The 18,780-nt window shown below is 60.5% G+C and carries 18 protein-coding genes, 1 tRNA gene, 1 pseudogene and 1 riboswitch; of the genes and pseudogenes, 8 read left to right on the top strand and 12 right to left on the bottom strand.

Annotated features, from left to right (window positions below):
• Positions 1–55 precede the first annotated feature (55 nt).
• Positions 56–1,480 (bottom strand): form I ribulose bisphosphate carboxylase large subunit, encoded by a 1,425-nt coding sequence (locus tag CYA_RS05600; RefSeq protein WP_011430061.1) that lies wholly within the window; start codon positions 1,478–1,480, stop codon positions 56–58.
• Between the two features lie 508 nt (positions 1,481–1,988).
• Positions 1,989–2,591 carry an ATP-dependent Clp endopeptidase proteolytic subunit ClpP gene (gene clpP, locus CYA_RS05595; RefSeq protein WP_011430060.1) on the bottom strand — a complete coding sequence of 201 codons (603 nt, stop codon included), beginning with the start codon at positions 2,589–2,591 and terminating at the stop codon, positions 1,989–1,991.
• Positions 2,592–2,917: 326 nt separating this feature from the next.
• Between clpP and CYA_RS05590 the strand changes: the two genes are divergently transcribed.
• Positions 2,918–2,990, top strand: a tRNA-Glu gene (locus CYA_RS05590).
• A gap of 118 nt (positions 2,991–3,108) precedes the next feature.
• On the opposite strand, the gene CYA_RS05585 is transcribed toward CYA_RS05590, so the two are convergent.
• The 3 genes from CYA_RS05585 to cobO form a co-directional block, all read right to left on the bottom strand.
• Positions 3,109–3,456, bottom strand: coding sequence for a DUF1815 family protein (locus CYA_RS05585; RefSeq protein WP_011430058.1), 348 nt, complete (start codon positions 3,454–3,456; stop codon positions 3,109–3,111).
• Positions 3,457–4,201: 745 nt separating this feature from the next.
• Entirely contained in the window at positions 4,202–5,608 is a 1,407-nt protein-coding gene (locus tag CYA_RS05580) for a cobyrinate a,c-diamide synthase (protein ID WP_011430057.1), read from the bottom strand.
• 17 nt (positions 5,609–5,625) lie between these two features.
• Entirely contained in the window at positions 5,626–6,312 is a 687-nt protein-coding gene (cobO, locus tag CYA_RS05575) for a cob(I)yrinic acid a,c-diamide adenosyltransferase (protein WP_011430056.1), read from the bottom strand.
• A 189-nt stretch (positions 6,313–6,501) separates the two neighbouring features.
• Between cobO and CYA_RS05570 the strand changes: the two genes are divergently transcribed.
• Both CYA_RS05570 and metK read left to right on the top strand, forming a co-directional pair.
• Positions 6,502–6,870: a hypothetical protein gene (locus tag CYA_RS05570; RefSeq protein ID WP_011430055.1), complete on the top strand. Its 369-nt coding sequence runs from the start codon at positions 6,502–6,504 to the stop codon at positions 6,868–6,870.
• A 68-nt stretch (positions 6,871–6,938) separates the two neighbouring features.
• Positions 6,939–7,049, top strand: a riboswitch (SAM riboswitch).
• 302 nt (positions 7,050–7,351) lie between these two features.
• Positions 7,352–8,611 (top strand): methionine adenosyltransferase, encoded by a 1,260-nt coding sequence (gene metK / locus CYA_RS05565; RefSeq protein WP_041438239.1) that lies wholly within the window; start codon positions 7,352–7,354, stop codon positions 8,609–8,611.
• A 284-nt stretch (positions 8,612–8,895) separates the two neighbouring features.
• On the opposite strand, the gene CYA_RS05560 is transcribed toward metK, so the two are convergent.
• The 7 genes from CYA_RS05560 to CYA_RS05530 form a co-directional block, all read right to left on the bottom strand.
• Positions 8,896–9,447, bottom strand: coding sequence for a hypothetical protein (locus CYA_RS05560; protein ID WP_011430052.1), 552 nt, complete (start codon positions 9,445–9,447; stop codon positions 8,896–8,898).
• Positions 9,448–9,614: 167 nt separating this feature from the next.
• Positions 9,615–10,190: a tetratricopeptide repeat protein gene (locus CYA_RS05555; RefSeq protein WP_143596960.1), complete on the bottom strand. Its 576-nt coding sequence runs from the start codon at positions 10,188–10,190 to the stop codon at positions 9,615–9,617.
• Positions 10,191–10,279: 89 nt separating this feature from the next.
• The gene (locus CYA_RS05550) at positions 10,280–10,624 is read right to left on the bottom strand and encodes a class I SAM-dependent DNA methyltransferase (RefSeq protein ID WP_255322557.1); all 345 of its coding nucleotides are present in this window, start codon (positions 10,622–10,624) and stop codon (positions 10,280–10,282) included.
• Between the two features lie 30 nt (positions 10,625–10,654).
• Positions 10,655–11,860, bottom strand: a complete 1,206-nt coding sequence (locus CYA_RS05545) for an RNA-guided endonuclease InsQ/TnpB family protein (protein WP_011430049.1) — start codon at positions 11,858–11,860, stop codon at positions 10,655–10,657.
• A 150-nt stretch (positions 11,861–12,010) separates the two neighbouring features.
• Positions 12,011–12,355: a class I SAM-dependent DNA methyltransferase gene (locus tag CYA_RS05540; protein ID WP_049749740.1), complete on the bottom strand. Its 345-nt coding sequence runs from the start codon at positions 12,353–12,355 to the stop codon at positions 12,011–12,013.
• 9 nt (positions 12,356–12,364) lie between these two features.
• Positions 12,365–12,865, bottom strand: coding sequence for a tetratricopeptide repeat protein (locus CYA_RS05535; protein WP_041438233.1), 501 nt, complete (start codon positions 12,863–12,865; stop codon positions 12,365–12,367).
• Between the two features lie 174 nt (positions 12,866–13,039).
• Positions 13,040–15,058: a hypothetical protein gene (locus CYA_RS05530; RefSeq protein ID WP_143597113.1), complete on the bottom strand. Its 2,019-nt coding sequence runs from the start codon at positions 15,056–15,058 to the stop codon at positions 13,040–13,042.
• A 410-nt stretch (positions 15,059–15,468) separates the two neighbouring features.
• On the opposite strand from CYA_RS05530, the gene rplC reads away from it, so the two are divergent.
• From rplC to rpsS, 5 genes and pseudogenes are all read left to right on the top strand, one after another.
• Positions 15,469–16,113: a 50S ribosomal protein L3 gene (gene rplC / locus CYA_RS05525; protein ID WP_011430047.1), complete on the top strand. Its 645-nt coding sequence runs from the start codon at positions 15,469–15,471 to the stop codon at positions 16,111–16,113.
• Between the two features lie 51 nt (positions 16,114–16,164).
• Positions 16,165–16,794: pseudogene (gene rplD, locus CYA_RS15290) on the top strand (50S ribosomal protein L4); the annotation flags it as partial.
• Positions 16,795–17,137: 343 nt separating this feature from the next.
• The gene (locus CYA_RS05515; protein WP_011430045.1) at positions 17,138–17,437 is read left to right on the top strand and encodes a 50S ribosomal protein L23; all 300 of its coding nucleotides are present in this window, start codon (positions 17,138–17,140) and stop codon (positions 17,435–17,437) included.
• A gap of 60 nt (positions 17,438–17,497) precedes the next feature.
• Complete coding sequence (gene rplB / locus CYA_RS05510) at positions 17,498–18,382, top strand: 50S ribosomal protein L2 (RefSeq protein ID WP_011430044.1); 885 nt, start codon at positions 17,498–17,500, stop codon at positions 18,380–18,382.
• A 78-nt stretch (positions 18,383–18,460) separates the two neighbouring features.
• Positions 18,461–18,742, top strand: coding sequence for a 30S ribosomal protein S19 (rpsS, locus tag CYA_RS05505; protein WP_011430043.1), 282 nt, complete (start codon positions 18,461–18,463; stop codon positions 18,740–18,742).
• The last annotated feature ends 38 nt before the right edge of the window (positions 18,743–18,780 follow it).

Here is an 18,780-nt window from a genome sequence, read left to right as displayed (position 1 = left end):
AAGCCGAAGCAGCGGGGCAAGAGAACTCTGGGGATCCCTTGCCCCCGGCAGATCTCTAGAGCGTATCGACGGGCTTGAACTCGAACTTGATCTCCTTCCACAGCTCGCAGGCAGCCGCCAGTTCCGGCGACCACTTGGCCGCTTCGCGGATGATCTCGTTGCCCTCACGGGCCAGATCCCGACCCTCATTGCGGGCCTGGATACAGGCTTCTAGGGCCACCCGGTTGGCAGTGGCGCCTGGCGCGTTCCCCCAGGGGTGTCCCAGGGTTCCGCCACCAAACTGCAGCACCGCGTCGTCGCCGAAGATCTCCACCAGCGCCGGCATGTGCCAGACGTGAATGCCACCGGAGGCCACCGGCATCACCCCAGGCATGGAGGCCCAATCTTGGGTGAAGAAAATGCCGCGGGAGCGGTCGGCCTCCACGTAGTTTTCCCGCATGAGATCCACAAAGCCCATGGTGATGGCGCGGTCGCCCTCCAACTTGCCCACCACCGTACCGGCATGCAGGTGGTCGCCGCCGGACATGCGCAAGCACTTGGCCAGCACCCGGAAGTGGATGCCGTGGTTTTTCTGGCGGTCAATCACGGCATGCATGGCACGGTGAATGTGCAGCAGGATGCCGTTGTCGCGGCACCACTTGGCCAAGCTGGTGTTGGCGGTAAATCCGGCAGTCAGGTAATCGTGCATGATGATGGGGGCACCGATCTCCTTGGCAAACTCCGCCCGCTTGAACATCTCCTCACAGGTGGGCGCCGTCACGTTCAGGTAGTGCCCCTTGATCTCGCCAGTCTCTGCCTGCGCCTTGTGGACAGCCTCCATCACAAAGAGGTAGCGATCCCGCCAGCGCTGGAAGGGCTGGGAGTTGATGTTTTCGTCGTCTTTGGTGAAGTCCAACCCGCCCCGCAGCGCCTCGTACACGGCCCGTCCGTAGTTTTTGGCGGAAAGGCCCAGCTTGGGCTTGATGGTGCAGCCCAGCAGCGGACGGCCGTACTTGTTCAACTTGTCCCGCTCCACCTGAATGCCGTGGGGAGGGCCCTGGAAGGTCTTCAGGTAGGCCACCGGGATCCGCACATCCTCCAGCCGCAACGCTTTCAAGGCTTTGAAGCCGAAGACGTTGCCTACAATCGAGGTGAGCATGTTGGTGACCGAGCCTTCCTCGAACAGATCCAGCGGGTAGGCGACGAAGCAGAAGTATTGATTCTCTTCGCCCGGGACCGGCTCGATGTCGTAGCAGCGGCCCTTGTACCGATCCAAGTCGGTGAGCAGATCCGTCCACACGGTTGTCCAGGTGCCGGTCGAAGATTCAGCCGCCACAGCCGCCCCGGCCTCTTCGGGGGGAACGCCCGGCTGAGGAGTAACCCGGAAACAGGCCAAGACGTCGGTATCCTTGGGCGTGTAATCGGGCGTGTAATACGTGAGTCGGTAATCCTTTACGCCGGCTTGATAGCCCTTTTTGGTTTGGGTTGCTGAGTAGGCCACGTTGATCTCCCTCTAAACGAATCACAAAACCAGAAAATGCCATTCACGGATGCAATCAAGAGGCAAAACTCAGGGCCAAAACCACAGACCACCGAGTTTTCGTGAATGAACTCGCCTCACAACTGTGAGGCCCTACTTGGGCTTCGAGACAGTCTTCATCCAAGCGGATGTAAAGTCCTAAACCCTCCTTTTCAAGCGCTGCCAATCGCTAGCCTCAACCGCCTGGATTTTGGAAATCCAGTGGCGAGATTTCTATACACTGTCTAGGCTAGAACTTTGACAAACACAAGCCTACATTGGTTTAATCCTAAGCTATCATCCGCAAAGACAGGCTGATCGTTACTTTCTTTATGAGTTCGATTAGTTTGATTAAAGTAAGCCCCCTTGGTTGGCGCCGAAAATATAGATTTCTTTGGCTTTCTTAATATCCCTGGGTGGGATCCCTGGAAAAGGCAAAAGCTCCCTTGAGAAGGGAGCTGGGTGGGTTTGTCTGCAGCGGCCAGAGGGGCTAAGAAACGGCGGCCAAGGATGGTTGGGGTCTCCTGGTGATCACCTGGTCGATGAGGCCGTATTCTTTGGCCTGCTCTGGAGTCATAAAGTTGTCGCGGTCGGTATCGCGCTCGATGCGCTCCAGGGGCTGGCCAGTGTGGTAGGCCAGCAGGCTGTTGAGACTGTTTTTGATAAAGAGGATCTCTTTAGCCTGAATCTCGATATCGGTGGCTGGCCCCTGGGCTCCACCGAGGGGTTGGTGAATCATGATGCGGGCGTGGGGAAGGGCAATGCGTTTGCCTTTGGCACCTCCTGCCAGCAAAAAGGCTCCCATGCTGGCGGCCAAGCCAATGCAGATGGTGGAGACATCCGGCTGAATGTGCTGCATGGTGTCGTAGATGGCCATACCGGCATAGACGGAGCCGCCGGGAGAGTTGATGTAGAGGTAAATATCTTTCTCGGGGTCTTCAGATTCCAGGTAGAGCATCTGGGCCACGATCAGGTTGGCAATGTCGTCGTCCACCTGGGTGCCCAAGAAGATGATCCGATCCCGCAATAGACGCGAGTAGATATCAAAGGCGCGCTCGCCGCGTGCAGATTGCTCAATAACGGTGGGAATCATGCCAGTCCAAGCGATGGGTTGTTACTTTTTAGTGTAGTGTAAGCCACTGGACGGCTGCTCCGCCTAGGACGGTTTGCCGCCCTGAGGCTGTGCTGCGTTGCTCGGAGCCAGCAGCCTGTAAAGTTGACAGCTTGAGGCCTAGCATGGATGTGATCCCGGATGAACCCCTCGTGATTGCCGGCTTGCTGGGCCTGGCTCTGCTGGGGATTTTGATCCTGAACTTGGCAGAACGGGACTCGGGAGACGCCGACTAAGAGAGGACATAAGTTTAAGTTGACAAAATTACACCTCTCTCTTTACAATCAGAATCGCGTCATTTCTGGGATGCCCCCATCGTCTAGAGGCCTAGGACACATCCCTTTCACGGATGCGACAGGGGTTCGAATCCCCTTGGGGGTATGAAGGCCGGTGACAAGTGTTGGAGGGGGAAAGTGCTCGGGAGGCGCCTTGAGTCTAGCTTAGCTTCGGCTAGGCCCAAAGGGCCGTAGGCTAGGCTTCTCATCCAACTGCATGGGAATCAACTGCTGGCAGCTAGAGCTTCTGCCGGCGCGGCAGCAGCAACCAGATCGTCTTTGATCAGCTCTGCCAGATCCTGGAGTTGGCGAATGGCTTCTGCCCCTTCTAACTTCATTAGCTCCCGGTCATCCCGCATCTCCGTCCAACTGATGGAGCATTCGGAAACCAAAAAGCGAATCAAGTGCCCCTCCCGTAAGCTGACCATGAAGGAGGCGCTCTCAAATGAGGTGCCGCAGGTGTAGCAAGAAGCCGGGTAGCCCCGCTTCTCCAAAACAATGGCCAGAGCCTGCAAACTCATCACCAGGTCTTGAACGTAGCTGCGGTATTGTTCCGCCAACCGTGCGAACATCACACTCCTCCCATAGCGAGTTGGCCCATCGGGGCGCGTTCTAGTAATTTATGCCTAGTCACTTAGAGTCATATCTAGCATAACGATCGACAAATCCTCAAGAAAGGGATCCGTTTAGCATCTCTCCAGAGACTAAGCAAGACTACTGAAGGCCAAATAGCATGCTAGGCAAAGTCTAAGGCAGGAGGATGTTGTATTTAACACTCCTCTCAGAACAGACATTAAAGTTTACCCTAATTCAAAACTCTTGCCCGCTGGGATCCGATCCCTGCCGAGAACCGGTCAGTTTTCCTTTGGCGGGGCTTGGGCCTTGATCCCGAAGTGCTTTATCGGTGAAGATTTTGCCCACCCTTTGGCCAGGACGATTGTGGCACGTCTAGAAAGGGTTGACCCGTTTGCGAGGTCAAGTGGGCTAGGTCTTACAGACGGATGGAGGTAGGGTAGGTTCCCGAGGAATTGTGGTGGGAAAAGGCTGAGGAATATCACGGATAACTAGAGGGAAACACTCGATGCTGTGGCCTGGGGATTGGGAAGAAGGGAGACTGATTGCTCAAAGAGTCTCAAAGCAGTTGGGGATCGCTGAAGCCTGCTATCGGAGCGGATTTTGAACCCTGAATGGCGATCTTTTCACTGATCTGCTTTGAATCTGCTTCCAGAGCAGGGCGGCAGCTTTTTTAGACAATTGCCGGAAAGCGGCTAAGGCGGACGCAGCAACGGGAGACTGGGGCTGCATCGCCGCTTTATTTTAAGCGGGATCAGGAGCGCCTTGAGCAATTCTTAAGAAATTCTGGAGTAGCCGCACTGCCAGATCGGGACGGGATCCCCAGTGAAGGTGCAGATAGGAGGCGTGCAGGCGCTGGCCGGCCCAGCCTTCCCGGTGGGGCGGGGATCCCCAGCTGTAGATTGGGCTGGGGGAGGTGGGGGTGCTGCGGGAGCGGTGAAATTCGTGCCCGCGTAGGCGATTCCCGGCCTCGACCAGCAGGGTGGGGCGCAAAACAGTGGCCTCGCGGTAGCCCAGACACAGCCGGCTGCCCATGTCCACCGTGATGGGCAGCAGCCCGGCCATGGGGTAGGTCTTTCCCTGCAAATCGGTGAGAGATCGTCCCAGCACCATCAGTCCGCCGCATTCGGCATACAGGGGTGGGTGGGCGGGCGGCGGTGGCTGTCGGGCTATTTTCTCAGAGAGGGTGGCGGCAAACAGTTCTGGGAACCCGCCCCCCAAGAGCAGGCCGTCGCAGGGATCCGGCGGCCACAGCCCCACCTGCAGGGGAGAGTACGCCAGCAGCTCGGCGCCACAGGCCCGCAGCAAGTCCAAGTTGTCGGCGTAGTAGAAGTTAAAGGCGGCGTCTTGGGCCACCCCTACCCGAACCCGTTCACGGTGGCGGGACGGAGTCCTTTCCGCGAGAGAGGGGATCCCTGGCCATAGCTCTCCTGCTGCCGGGGGAAGCGTTCGAATCAGCGGCAGCAGCTTGTCCCAATTCAGGTGCTGCTCGGCCAGGTCGGCCCAGGCCTCCTGCCAGTGGGGGAAGTGATCCAGCTCTGAGACGGGCACCAGCCCCAGGTGGCGGCTGGGCAGGCGCAGATCCTCACGGCGGGGCAATTGGCCCAAAACCGGGATCCCTACCGCTGCCGCCGCTTGCTGTAAAATCTGGCCGTGCCGCTCCGAGGCCACCTGGTTGAAAATGACGCCGGCGATGGCCAGGCCGGGATCGAAGCGGCTCAGGCCGTAGAGCAAAGCGGCCACTGTCATTCCCATGCCGCTGCCGTCGATGACCAGCACCACGGGGATCCCCAGCAGGCGGGCCACATGGGCGCTGCTGGCAAAAAAGGGCTCCGTTCTGCTCGTGGGATCTGGCGGGGATGCGGGCGCCCGCCCATCGAAGAGGCCCATCACCCCCTCTACAATTGCCCCATCTTTGCCCTGGCAGTGGTGGCGAAAGCAGCGCTGCACAAAGTTCTCATCGGTTAAAAAGGGATCCAAGTTACGACAGGGGATCCCGCTCACCGCCGTGTGGAACAGGGGATCGATGTAGTCAGGCCCCACCTTGAAGGGCTGGATGCGCAGGCCCCGCCGCCGCAGGGCGGCCAACAGAGCCAACGTGACGGTGGTCTTGCCGCTGCCGCTTGTGGCTGCCGCCAGCAGAATGGCCATCTTGCCCCACCCAAGGACTAGAACTCGATGCCGATTTGCGCTTTGATCCCTTGGTCGCGAAAGGGATGCTTGATCAAGGTCATCTCGGTAACCAAGTCGGCCCGCTCGATCAGGCCTGCCGGCGCGCCCCGCCCAGTTAGGATCACGTGCACTCGCTCCGGTTTCTCGGCCAGGCCGGCCAACACCTGCTCCAGGGAGAGATACCCCAGCTTGAGGGCAACATTGATCTCATCGAGGAGCACCAGGTGGTACTCGCCGCTGCTGAACAGCTCCCGCCCCTTTTCCCAGGCCGCCTGCGCGTGGGCGATATCCCGCTCCCGATCCTGAGTTTCCCAGGTAAAGCCCTCCCCCATGGCGTAAAAGGCAATTTTCCCCAGCTCCAGCTCGGGATGGGCGGCCAACTTGCGCAACAATTTGGCTTCGCCCGGATCCCAGGCCCCCTTGATAAATTGCACCACCCCCACCGATAACCCTTGGCCGAGGGCACGGAAGAGGGTGCCGAAGGCCGCTGTGCTCTTGCCCTTGCCCTGCCCCGTATAGATGATCACCAAGCCCTTGTCGTCGCGCATGCTCGCCAGGCGCTGCCGCTGGATCTGCTGGCGGCGTTGCATCCTTTGGCGGTGTCGCCGGTTTTGTTCGGCTTCCGGCTCGGGGGCCGAGGTGGGCAGGGATCCGGGCGTTTCCGGCAGGGGAGAGGGGGGCATGGCTATGGAGGGTTGGGAAGCCGCAGGAGGGGTCTGGCAGGCCGAAGTTTTCGCTCAGCAGACTGCTCTTCATCCTAATCTGGCTTTCAGGTTTTCAGGTTTCAGGAGAGTTGGGGCAGATGGGTTAGGATCCCTGTCAAGCCAGAAGTTGGGTTTTGCTGCATACTCATCCCCAATTGGGCTGGGATCATGAAAGAGCCGGCTGCCGCTTTTCGAGATAGCCTGCTGATGTACTCTTTCATCTGGGCCGTGCTGGCGATAGGGTGTTTTCAAGTCTTGCCACGCCTGGAAATTGCCTCTGCTGCCCAGTTGCAGCCGTGGCTGGGGCCCGCCTATCTGGCTGGGCTGGGTGGATCCCTGTTGGCGGCTTTGGGATCGATGTTGGCCGTCTTGGCAGAAACAGCCGCGGGCGCTGCCAGCAAAAGACACCTGCATCGCCTAGCTTGGGCGCTGGGGACGGTCGGTTTTCTCGGCGTCCTCTTTCCCTTGGGCTTGGCCAGCGTCTTTTTTCTCAGGGCCGCCCAGTCCACCGACTGGTGGCAGAAGCTGTTGGACTGAGGCTCACTCAGCAACCATTTTTTTGACAAATGCGTCGAGGTTAGGGGTACGATAAGGACAAGTTCCGTTCTTTATCCAGAGCAGACTGAGGGATCAGGCCCAACGAAGCTGCGGCAACCGGCGGAAGCCTCCGCTACGGTGCCAACTCCTGCGGTTAGTCAGTAACCGAAAGATAAAGGAATAAAGCTTTCTCTAGAGGACAGTCCTCTTGCCAGGGGGACTTTTCTGACGACTTCGCCCTTTAGCGCTTCCCAATAGCTCTGGTTGCAGCAGCGGAGCGAGGCTCTATTGCTTCGGCGGCAAAGTCCTCGGTGCGATACGGCGCTCTTGCTCCTGCGTCGGCCACGGCCTAGGTCTGTTCTTCTGCTCGGCTGAGGTGGAAGGGATCCCTGCTCAGGCCGGCGGATGATGAACGGCAGCAGCAGGCTCTGCTTTCTGGGCAGTTCTTGGTTGTATCTGTTTCGTCTTAAGGAGAGGTTCGTTGTCCAAGTCGTTTTTGTTTTCCTCAGAGTCGGTGACAGAAGGGCACCCCGACAAAATTTGCGACCAGATCTCTGACGCCATCGTGGATGCCCTCTTGACGGCGGATCCCTTAAGTCGAGTGGCGGCAGAGGTGGTGGTGAATACAGGCATGGTGATCCTGACCGGGGAGATCACCTCGCAGGCGCATGTCAACTTCACCCGACTGGTGCGGGACAAGGTGGCCGAAATTGGCTATACCGACGCCAAGAACGGCTTCTCTGCAGAAAGCTGCGCGGTGTTGGTGGCTTTCGATGAACAATCCCCCGACATCGCCCAGGGGGTGAACTTGGCTCTGGAAAGTCGCACATCTCAGGAAGATGAATTCGACTTGATCGGGGCCGGGGATCAGGGCTTGATGTTTGGCTTCGCCTGCGACGAAACCCCCGAGTTGATGCCACTGCCCATCAGCTTGGCCCACCGCCTCAGCCGCCAGTTGGCCGCGGTTCGCAAAAACGGCACCCTGCCCTACCTGCGTCCGGATGGCAAAACGCAGGTGACTGTGGCCTATGAGGAGGGGCGGCCGGTGGGCATTCACACCCTGCTGATCTCTACCCAGCACACGCCGACCATCGGTGCCATTACAGAAGAGGCAGCGGTGCAGGAGCGGATCCGCGCCGATCTCTGGGAGGCGGTGGTGCAGCCGGTGTTTGCCGAGCTGCCCATCAAACCCGATGGCAACACCCGCTTCCTCACCAATCCCACCGGCAAGTTCGTCATCGGCGGACCCCAGGGGGATGCCGGCCTGACCGGACGCAAGATCATCGTCGATACCTACGGCGGCTATTCCCGCCACGGGGGCGGGGCCTTCTCCGGCAAGGATCCCACCAAGGTGGATCGCAGCGCCGCCTATGCCGCCCGCTATGTGGCCAAGAACATCGTGGCCGCCGGCCTGGCGCAAAAATGCGAGGTGCAGGTCAGCTACGCCATTGGGGTGGCTCGTCCCATCAACCTTTTGGTGGAAACTTTTGGCACCGGCCGCATCCCCGATGAAGCTCTGCTGCGGCTGGTGCAGCGCCACTTCGACCTGAGGCCGGCGGCCATTCTGGCGCAGTTCCAACTGCGAGAGTTGCCCCGCCAAAGGGGAGGGCGCTTCTATCAAAACGTGGCGGTCTACGGGCACTTCGGGCAAACCCATCTGGATCTGCCCTGGGAGCGCACGGATAAGGCTGCCCTGCTGCGGGAGGAAGCTTTCGCCGGGGCGACCGCCATCCTAGGCTAGGGGGATCAAGGGGGACAGGCTGGGCTCAATGCCTGCCCTGGTGCAGTTGCTCGACAAGTGGGATAGCTCCGGCAGGATAGGCTGTGCACAGCCAGTTCACTGCCGCCGTGGAGCCTGGCGTCGAGAACTCCCGCTCAGCCCCGATAGGCTATGGCGGGAGCTTGACCTTCAACGCCAGTCTTGACTAGACCTGACACTCCTATCCCCCATCCCGCCAAGCTCTGCTGGGGTGGGAGCAGGCCGGAGTTTGTGATGGCAAGGATCCCTGAGGCAAAATCGCAAACTCACCCAGGCTGCCCTTGGGATGGCTGGTCAGGATCCACAGGGTCGGCAAGCTGCAGCTCCAAAGTTACCAAAAGCTCCGTCCCACCAGCGCGAGCCGCCGAGGAGGTCGGCGGGGCAGGATGAACATGAACGAGCAGGTGGCGCAGCTTGGGCGGGAGATCCTGCAGCTCATCCAACAACAAGTCGAGAGAAATGGCCGATTCTCCGGAGAAGAGGGATCCTCTCCTGAGCGGGGCTGGGAGCGGTGAGGGAGGGCGGGCAAAAGAGCTGGTGGCAGTCGAGACTAAAGACCGGATCAGCTCCTGTTGTTCCCGCCACAGGGATTGGCTGATTTCGGGGGGAAAGGTGAGGTGAGGAGCGCCACGGCGCTGCCAGAGGCGGAGGATCTGTTCCACAGAGGTGGCCTTGTAGCGACCCTGGTAGAGGGCTTCCAGCAGGGCCGCCGGGATCCAAGAGGCTGGGAACTGTTTGCTCCAGCGCTCCACCCAGGCCTGACTGGCTTGCCCCTCTAGCTCAAACCCGTAGCGCTCCAAAAAGGTCGCGGGATCCATCAGGGCCCAAGGACACTCAACCCAAGGCTAACCCAGATCCGGCGAGATAAAAGGGAGATAAAGCCTTATCCCCGGATCCCGCAAGACAGCTCCCGTCAGAGGATGCCGCTGTTGGCCTTCCATGCAGGCTCTGTGAAGAGGCCATGAAGCTGCAGTACGGTGAAGACTCAGTGGTCAACAGGCCCCAGCCCCAGCGCTGCCTCCAGAGCGCGATCGCTGTCGGGAAATTGCGCCAGCAGCCGCCCTAGGAAGGCAGCCTCTCCCGTCAGGCCGTCCAGACTCATGAGCACATCCCCGGCATAGCGGCTCTGCGGGAAGCGGGCCAGCAGCTCATTGCCGGCGTAGATTGCCTGGCGGGCATAGCCGTCCCGCAAGGCTTTGGCTTCCAGAAAGTAGCGATCTCCAGGGTCGCCGGGATCCACGTAGTCGGGCAGCGGCGTGTCAAAGGCGTAGCTGCGGCGGCTTGGGTCGGCGGATCCTCCCCAGCGAGCCAATACGGGGTAGGTGAGCGGAAACCAGCGGTCGCTTGGGCCGGGATCGAACGCTGTCACATCTCCATAGCCGGAGAAAGCGGCGTACCGATAGAGGATCAGATCCCGGTGCATCTGCAGCCGTAGCCGCTGCAGAAGGGCGTAGGCCCCGCCAGGAGGCCGGCGGCGAGGGCCAGCGTTGCCACAGGACGAACGGGGAAGCGGCGGGACGAGGGCGCAGCAGGCGGGGTGTCCGGATTCATAAAAACCCAATCCAAATCCAGGCGGGCGCCCCCACTCTACTCGATTCTTTCCGGGCGCGGATAGAGGGCCTACAGCCATTTCGGGCCAGCCGCTTTCGATCACGGCTGCCGACGTAAACACCACACGGCTCCGGGCACGTCGGTTTCTCCCTCTCGCCGCAGGGTAAAGTTCTGGTGATAGACGGGATCCAGCCCTGCCCGTTCTGCCTGCTGCAGCACGTAGGCGGCGGAGTGGGCAGAGCGCCCCGTGGTGGATCCCAGCTCGTAGCCGGGGGCGGATCCCTGCTCGACGGTGAAGGCCAAAAGCCCGCCGGGATTGAGCACCCGCCCACAGGCCGGCAAGACCTGGGCCAGATCCCCCAGATAGATAAACACATCTGCCGCCAGGAGCAAGTCGTAGCGCTCTGAGGTCTGCTGCAGCAGCTCCAGCAAGTCCCCCTGAATCAGGTGGTCGTAGATGCCGCTCCGAAAGACTTATGCAACGCTGAACAAAGCAGAACTTTGCCCAGCATCGCTGCTTTCTTCCTGCTTCAGCGACCCATGACTAGCGGCAGAGTTCACCCCTACCACCCCGCCAGAGGGATCTCCACAGGCGTCACTTCCCCCAGAGCTTGAGGTAGTTCTGTACCACCGCAACAGGTTTAGGGCTGCATTCAAGTCGCGGTCTAGCTCCAGACCACAACACGGGCAGCAGAACATCCTTTCCTGTAGCGGCATCTTCTGTCGGTGCCCACAGCGAGAACACAGTTGGCTGGACGGATAAAACCTATCCGCCACCACCACCTGACAGCCGTAGAGCCGGGCCTTATACTCTAGCTGTCGCCGAAACTCGTAAAAGCCACAATCTGACAGCGCTCCTGCCAGCTTGTGGTTCTTAAGCAGGTTCTTCACCTGCAAGTCCTCAATCACCACTACCCGATATTTCTTGGCCAGGTAGGTCGTTAGCTTGTGCAGATTGTCTTGCCGAATGCCTGCCACCCGCTTATGGGCCTTAGCGAGCTGTGCTACTGCCTTCTTACGGTTAGCGGATCCCTTCTGCTTACGACTCAGTCGCCGTTGCAGCCTGGCCAGACGCTTCTTCGCTTTGTAATAGGGCTTTGGATTCTCGAATACTTCCCCGTCGGAACAGGTGGCCAAGCGATTGATACCTAAGTCTACTCCCACAACTTCCCCGGTCTTCTCCACCTGAGGCGCCGGAGCTTCATACTTGAAGGAGACATACCAATGTCCAGCGCGAAGACTAATGACCACGTTCTTGGGTGTGGCAGTGGGGAGCAGCTCCGCACAGCGTAACCAACCAAGGATAGGTACCTTGATGCGGTCACCAGAGATGCGGATGCTACCTTCCAAGTAAAAGCTGTCTCGCACTCCCTTGCGTTTGAAGCGGGGGAACTTCCCCAACCCACTCCGCCAGCGCTTAAAGGCTTGCTCCAAGTTGCGGAGGGCCTGCTGAGGAGCGCATTTGGAGACCTGGTAGTACCAGGGATTTTCTTTCTTCACCTCGGCTACCAAGCGCTTGTGCAGGTCAATAGCCGTGGGTAGCTTCTGTTTGGATTCAACAGCCTGCTTGCAGATAGCCAGACCCCAGTTGTAGGCGTGACGAGCTACCCCTGCATGCTGAGCGGCCAAGGTCTTTTGCCGGTTATTTAGTTCCAATCGGGTGCAAAAACCTAGCAACATAACTTTGGGATAGCCGCGGCAGCACGCTTAATTCAGTATGGCTATTTTAGTTCCGTAAGACAATATGTTGTTCAGTAAATTCAGGACTAGAGGCTTGCCCTTTTGCCGGGCAATCTCCACCATGCGGGCGGAGAGATCCACACCCCGCAACTATCCAACGTAGGAGCGCACCTGGGATCCCGCCAGGCCGGTGCCACAGCCCAGATCCAGCGCCCGCTCAAACCAAGGAGACGCTCCCCCTGCGGCAGCCAGGATCCCTTGCCGCACAGCCTGTGGCCCCTGGTAGTTCAGTTTTTCCAGCAAATGCTGCTCAAAGCGGGGCGCATATTCGTCAAATAGACGTCGCACCCACTCCGGAGGAGTCCTGTCGGGCAGGGGCAGCTCCCCCACAATGGCCAGCATGTAGCGGGCATCGCTGTGTTCGGGCTGCAGGGCGAGCGCCCGCCGAAACCAAGAGCTGGCCACCTCCACTTGTCCCTGCTTCCAAAAGCCCATGCCGATCTGCTAAGGAATGTCTGCCTCTTGCTGGGATCCCTGCCAGGCCTGCAAATAATGGGCCAGAGCCGCCTCGTATTCTCCTCGCATCTGCAGCAGGTCGGCCAGCCCCACCCGCGCCATCAGCAGCGCTGGATCCCGGGCCAGGGCTTGCTCGAAGAGCCGTTGCGCCTGCTTTTTCTCGCCCATCTGCCGCAGTACTCCCCCCAGCAGCGCATGAACCTCAGCGGCCAAGCTGGCGGGAGCAGCAGGGGGACAGGCCACGATGGCCTGTTGGTAGTGCAGCATGGCGGCAGGGTAGCGACCGGATCCCTCCTCGATGCGCCCCAAAAGAGCATGGGCTTGCGTCAAGGCAATGGCCTCTTCCAGATCAGACCGGTCGGCAGCGGCGAGGATCTGCTCACAGAGCTGCCGGCAGCCAGCCCATTCCCCCCGCCGGAAGCGGCCTGCCGCCTGTCGGGCCGAGAGGAGCGGCTGTTTTTTCGCCGGTTTTCCAAAGCCCTTAGCCATCTCCCCAGTGTAGGAGAACCTAGCTTTCTCTCACGATATGCCCACGATAGGGGCATTCCAAATTGGCGACAATCTTGAGCACTCCCCAGTTGGGGATCGACACAACAGACAGCTTCGCTATGCTCTGGAACCTGGGTCTGGTTGCGGCTTGGGATGGGTGTAAGGTTGCTCCTCTCAGGCTGTGGCCATGGCCTTCGCGGCCTTTAAAATGAGGTAATCCAACATGCCGGTGTTCTCTTCGCCGCGGTAGTTAAAAGTGGAGCGCACCAGCCACAGCCCCTTCCGAGTTCGGCAACAGAGGTTGAGCAGCGTGCGAGCCAGGATTTGGTGACGTGCCTGTAGGTCTTGGGCTGCATTGAAAACCTCCCCATCCCACTCCGGCGTCAGCACACGGCTGTTGTAAAGCACACGCCAAAGAGAACGGGACCAAAGCGGATTCGTGATGTCGAACCAGAACTGATAATCCGCCTGCAAACCTCGGTTGATATAGGCCACCGGCGTCGCCACCACGAGGTAGCGGGAATAGTCGGGCTCGAAGCGGCTGTTGCTGGGGGTTTGTCCCGAGCGGATCATGGCCAAAAAGGCACGATCCTCTTCCGCAGGAAAGGCCCGGCGAAACCGTTGTGCCGCGTCGATCAGCGCTTGCAGCAGCTCTTGGTCTTGGGGCAAATCCATCCCCTGGGCTAGGTGCTCGGCGAAAAACCGCTGGAAGAAAGCGGCCAGGGAGGGCCCGCCGCGGTAGCTGCGCAGCCAATCCAGCAGCTTCTGGTAGCGCTCCAGGTTGGCAAACCCCACCCGCTCCGGCTGTCGCACGGCGGTCTTGGGCCGCAGGGAACGCCCTACCGGGTCAAGGGTATCTTCGGCCAGCAAAGCCGCCCGGATGGGATCCAGATCCAACACCCTGCCCAGGAGCAGTCGCCAGGCCGGCAAGGTGGGAAAAGCTCCCCACTCGGGATGGGCCACTTCCGCCGCCGTCAGCAAAGCCCGCACCAGTGGGTAGCGGATCAACGCCGGGAAAGGGGCGATCGGCAAGACCTCCGGCAACTGCTCCTGCAAGCTCAAGCTCACCCCCGCATCCATGCGAGGCAGCAGGACGGCGATGCGAGAGGCCGGGATCCCGGCCCGCAAAAGCTGCCGGATCTGGGTAACCATCGCCTCCACCGCCGCGAATTGGGTCTCGCCCTCCAGCACCTGCACCCTTGGCAGCCTCTCTGCCAGAGGCTCCGTCAGGGGATGGTCAAACCGCGGATCCAGCACCCGCGCAATCTGCAGTCCCAGGCGGATCATGCCGGCTGAGCCGCGGTAGCTCCCCTCCAGAAGCTGAACCTGGGTGTTTTCCCTCAGAAAGCGAGCCACGGCCTCTGGGATCCCCGTCAAAGAGACCCCGCCGCCGATGGTATAGCTGAAAAACTGGCTTTGCAGATGGGCTTGCCCTTGCCGGTAAAACTCCAGCGCCACCCCGCAACTGTCCTCCGCCTGATCCACGATCAGGTGATCCCACTCCTGCCAAAACTCCGCCAGCGGCAGGATGTGCTCGCCAAACAGCCGGATTTGCAGGCCGAAGTCCAGGGATCCCAGCCGCAACCCCACCTCCCACAGCCGCTCCACACAACAGCCCATCGCCTGCAAGGCCTCTGCCCGCCCCGGATCCCCCTCCGCCGGCCAGGCCGCCGCCAGCCGGGATCCCACCGCTTCCGCCGCCAAACCCGAAGCCCCCGCAATATAGGCAGCGCTGCTGATCTGATCCCAAATCTGGAACTCCTCCAGCCCAAGATCGGCAAAGACCTCCCCATGCCGCGGACACAAAGCACAGGCTCGCCCACAGAGAAATTGGGCCAGATCCTTGGCCAAGGGAATTGGCTCAAACGAGCGCGGCAACTGGGGAACCCGCTCGCACACCTGCGGCCAGTGATCGGCCAGAGAGCGCCCCACCCGCTGCAAAAACGTCTCGATCCGCCACGGGCCCACCCAGCTCGAGCTGAGCTGCTGTAAGCGCCGCAACACCCCCTCTGCCTGCCGCTGGCTGCGCACCAAAAACAAGATCCGGCCCGGATCGGATCCCGCCCGCAACAAATCCAGGTAGCGATCTACACAAGCCTGGGTCAGCCCGCTGCCCGCCCACCCCATCACACTCCTAAAAGGAGGTGGCTCTTGCCGTCGATAGCTCTTTTCGCCCACCAGAGCGGCTTTCACAGTCGCTGCCCCCCGACCGAGCCATTTTCTCGGCAAAATCTGGACAAACAGGTCTTCACCTCATTATGATGTACTACTGTTGCCAATTAAGTCCGCCCGCTCTGACGACGGCTCTCGGCAACCTAGCGTACTGCTAAACCAGATACTGCCTCTTTGCAGGTAAGTCTGAGCAGTCTTTGAAAGCAGTTTGGCGTGTGATTTGAGGGTGAATTAAGCAAAGGGAGCAGCGCTGCTGGCGCTGTTTGGCCTGCGGGGATCCAAAGATTCCTTTTCGTTGCTTTTTCGCCTGAGCGGGCAGCCTCAGCTAGTCCTGAGCTTCCTGCTGCCGCGCCGTTGCTGCCTGGATCCGGCTCATTGAGCCAGTTGCAAGCTGACAGAAGCGAGTCGCAGAGGCTCGAGAGGAGGTTCTCGTGGCGCTTGGCATCCTTGGAAGAAAAGTCGGCATGACCCAGATCTTCTCTCCGGAAGGGTTGGCCATTCCGGTTACGGTCGTGCAGGCGGGGCCTTGCACGGTAACCCAGATCAAGACCCAAGCCACAGACGGCTACAACGCCGTGCAGTTGGGCTACTGGCCCACCGCCGAAAAGCACCTCACGCGAGCCCAGCGGGGCCACCTGAGCAAAGCGGGGGTGACGGAGCTGCTGCGCCACCTGCGCGAGTTCCGGGTCGACCAGCCAGAAGCTTACCAGTTGGGGCAAAAGATCACCGTCGAGATCTTCTCTCCGGGCCAGTTGCTGGATGTAGCCGGCACTTCCATCGGGCGGGGGTTTGCCGGCTACCAGAAGCGGCACCACTTTGGTCGCGGCCCCATGTCTCACGGCTCCAAGAACCACCGCCGACCGGGTTCTGTTGGCGCCGGCACAACCCCTGGCCGCGTGTTTCCGGGGCTACGCATGGCGGGCCGGATGGGAGGCTGCCGCGTCACCATTCGCAAACTGCAGTTGGTGCAGGTGGATCCGGAGCGGAACTTGCTGATCATCAAGGGCTCTGTGCCCGGCGTGGAAGGGGGGCTGCTGGAGATTACCCCTGCCAAGCAGGTGGGCAACAAACGCTAGGAAAGGGATCCCTGGCAAAGGCTGACCAGCATCTGCAAAGACGAGGAAACCATGGCAAGTTGTGTGGTGAAAAATTGGCAAGGGGAAACGGTGGGCAGCGCGGAGCTAAGCCTCAAAGTTGCCCGTCCCGAAACGGCCTCCCACATCCTCTATCTAGCTCTTCGCCGGCAGATGACCAACGCCCGCCAAGGCAACGCCCACACCAAGACCCGGGCTGAGGTGCGCGGTGGCGGCCGCAAGCCCTGGAGGCAAAAAGGCACCGGCCGGGCCCGCGCCGGCTCCATTCGCTCCCCCCTTTGGCGCAAGGGTGGAGTGATCTTCGGCCCCCGCAAGCGGGAGTACAACCTGGCCATGAACCGCAAAGAGCGGCAACTGGCTCTGCGCACTGCCCTGCAAAGCCGGGTGGAAGACCTGATCGTGGTGGAAGATTTCCAGGATCAGCTCAACCCGCCCAAGACTCGCGCCGTGGCCCAAGCTCTGCTGCGCTGGGGGGTGATGGAGGATCAGTCGGCACTGCTTATCGTCGCCGAGCGCTCGGAAGCCGTCGAGCGAGCCGTACGCAACATCGCCCGCGTCAAGCTGATCGGCCTGGATCAGCTCAATGTCTTTGATCTGCTCAACGTCGATTGGGTGCTGATTACCACCTCTGCCCTGGAGAAGCTCAAGGCCCGCTGGGGATCCGGCGCGGCAGCAGCAGCTCCAACCCAAGCCGATCGCCTTGAAGATCAGGCTCAGGCGGCAGAGCGAGAAGCTCGGCCAGTCGAACAAGCAGAAGGTCAAAGCCAGGAGCAGGAAGAGCAAGCAGAAGCTCAAGCCCAGCCAGAGGCTCCCCCGGCGCAGGCTGATCAGGCTAATCAAGTAGCTCTAGCAAACCCACAAGTTCAGGAAACCCAGGAAGAAGAGCTGGCCCAAGCACAAGAGCGAGAAGTTCAGGGACAAGCGGAACTAGCCCAAGAAGCAGAGCCCCTTGCCCAGCCGCCAGCTGGCGAGGAGGCCGAAACAGCCGCAGCAGAGGAGGAAGACAATGACTGAGAGCAAGCGGATCCTGGCCGATGTCCTGTTGCGTCCCGTCATCACCGAAAAGGCAACTGCCCTGATGGAACAGCGCAAATACGTCTTTGAAGTGATGCCCACTGCCACCAAGCCGCTCATCCGAGCTGCCGTCGAGGAGATGTTTGGCGTGCGGGTCACCGCCGTCAACACCCTTAAACTGCCCCGCAAGCAGCGGCGGGTAGGCCGTTCTGTCGGCTATCGCAGCCGTCCCAAGCGAGCCATCGTGACCTTGGCCGAAGGCGACTCCATCACCCTCTTCCCCGACACCTAACCAAACCCCTCTTCCCGCTTCGAGTTTTATTGCCACCCGTCCTTCACCCCCCCTCGAGCCATGGGCATTCGTACCTTCCGACCCTATACCCCCAGCACCCGCCACATGACGGTCTCCAACTTCGAGGAGCTGTCGCGGGACGAAAACGGCAAGCGGCCCAGACCGGAGAAGTCGCTGCTGCAATTCATCCACCGCAAAAAAGGGCGCAACAACCGCGGCGTCATCACCTGCCGCCACCGAGGCGGCGGCCACAAGCGGCTCTACCGCATCATCGACTTCCGCCGCGACAAGCGCGGGATCCCGGCCACCGTCAAGACCATCGAGTACGATCCCAACCGCAGCGCCCGCATCTGCTTGGTGGAATACGAAGATGGCGAGAAGCGATACATCCTCGCTCCCCGCAACCTCGAGGTGGGAGCCACCATTATGGCGGGGCCCGATGCCCCCTTTGAGCTTGGCAACGCCATGCCCCTGGAGCGGATCCCGCTGGGGACGGTGGTTCACAACGTGGAGCTGTATCCCGGCCGCGGTGGGCAAATTGTTCGCGCCGCCGGGGCCGGCGCCCAAGTAGTAGCCAAAGAGGGCAAGTATGTCTCCCTCAAGCTGCCCTCCGGCGAAGTCCGCATGATCCGAGGCGAGTGCTACGCCACCATCGGCCAAGTGGGAAATGTTGACCACAGCAACCTCAGCCTCGGCAAAGCGGGGCGTAGCCGCTGGCTAGGTCGCCGTCCCCACGTGCGCGGCTCGGTGATGAACCCTGTCGATCACCCCCATGGCGGTGGGGAAGGAAAAGCCCCCATCGGCCGCAGCACCCCTGTCACCCCCTGGGGCAAGCCCACCCTGGGATACAAAACCCGCAAACGCAACAAACCCAGCAACAAGTTCATCGTGCGCGGTCGCCGTCGTGGCGGCCGCCGGGACAAGAGCGGGAGGGCCGCTCAATAAGAGTCCGGCCATCTGCTGCGCCCCTGAATTTTCTTTTTCTTTCGACCCTTACCAGCTTGCCAGACTGTTGAGGTTGCTATGGGACGTTCACTCAAAAAAGGCCCTTTTGTCGATGCCAAGCTGCTTCTCAAAATCGAGAAGATGAACGAGCGCAATGAGAAGCACATGATCAAAACCTGGTCGCGAGCCAGCACCATCCTGCCCGTCATGATCGGCCACACCATCGCCGTGCACAACGGCAAGCAGCACGTGCCCATCTACATCACCGATCAGATGGTGGGCCACAAGCTGGGGGAGTTCGTCCCCACCCGTACCTTTCGCGGCCACGCGGGCAGTGACAAAAAAGCTGCCCGCCGTTAAGTCCAGCAACGAACAGAAGAGGCAATAAGCTAGGAGAG

Source organism: Synechococcus sp. JA-3-3Ab, from assembly GCF_000013205.1.
GTDB lineage: Bacteria > Cyanobacteriota > Cyanobacteriia > Thermostichales > Thermostichaceae > Thermostichus.
Note: the sequence above shows the minus strand (reverse complement) of the source record. Positions and strands in the feature narration are given on the sequence as shown.

What these genes read in the sequence shown, in the direction of transcription:
- clpP (WP_011430060.1), bottom strand. Translation starts at nt 2,591, where the DNA reads ATGATTCCCACCGTTATTGAGCAATCTGCACGCGGCGAGCGCGCCTTT.
- CYA_RS05585 (WP_011430058.1), bottom strand. Translation starts at nt 3,456, where the DNA reads ATGTTCGCACGGTTGGCGGAACAATACCGCAGCTACGTTCAAGACCTG.
- CYA_RS05580 (WP_011430057.1), bottom strand. Translation starts at nt 5,608, where the DNA reads ATGGCCATTCTGCTGGCGGCAGCCACAAGCGGCAGCGGCAAGACCACC.
- cobO (WP_011430056.1), bottom strand. Translation starts at nt 6,312, where the DNA reads ATGCCCCCCTCTCCCCTGCCGGAAACGCCCGGATCCCTGCCCACCTCG.
- CYA_RS05570 (WP_011430055.1), top strand. Translation starts at nt 6,502, where the DNA reads ATGAAAGAGCCGGCTGCCGCTTTTCGAGATAGCCTGCTGATGTACTCT.
- CYA_RS05560 (WP_011430052.1), bottom strand. Translation starts at nt 9,447, where the DNA reads ATGGATCCCGCGACCTTTTTGGAGCGCTACGGGTTTGAGCTAGAGGGG.
- CYA_RS05545 (WP_011430049.1), bottom strand. Translation starts at nt 11,860, where the DNA reads ATGTTGCTAGGTTTTTGCACCCGATTGGAACTAAATAACCGGCAAAAG.
- CYA_RS05540 (WP_049749740.1), bottom strand. Translation starts at nt 12,355, where the DNA reads ATGGGCTTTTGGAAGCAGGGACAAGTGGAGGTGGCCAGCTCTTGGTTT.
- CYA_RS05535 (WP_041438233.1), bottom strand. Translation starts at nt 12,865, where the DNA reads ATGGCTAAGGGCTTTGGAAAACCGGCGAAAAAACAGCCGCTCCTCTCG.
- CYA_RS05515 (WP_011430045.1), top strand. Translation starts at nt 17,138, where the DNA reads ATGACTGAGAGCAAGCGGATCCTGGCCGATGTCCTGTTGCGTCCCGTC.
- rplB (WP_011430044.1), top strand. Translation starts at nt 17,498, where the DNA reads ATGGGCATTCGTACCTTCCGACCCTATACCCCCAGCACCCGCCACATG.
- rpsS (WP_011430043.1), top strand. Translation starts at nt 18,461, where the DNA reads ATGGGACGTTCACTCAAAAAAGGCCCTTTTGTCGATGCCAAGCTGCTT.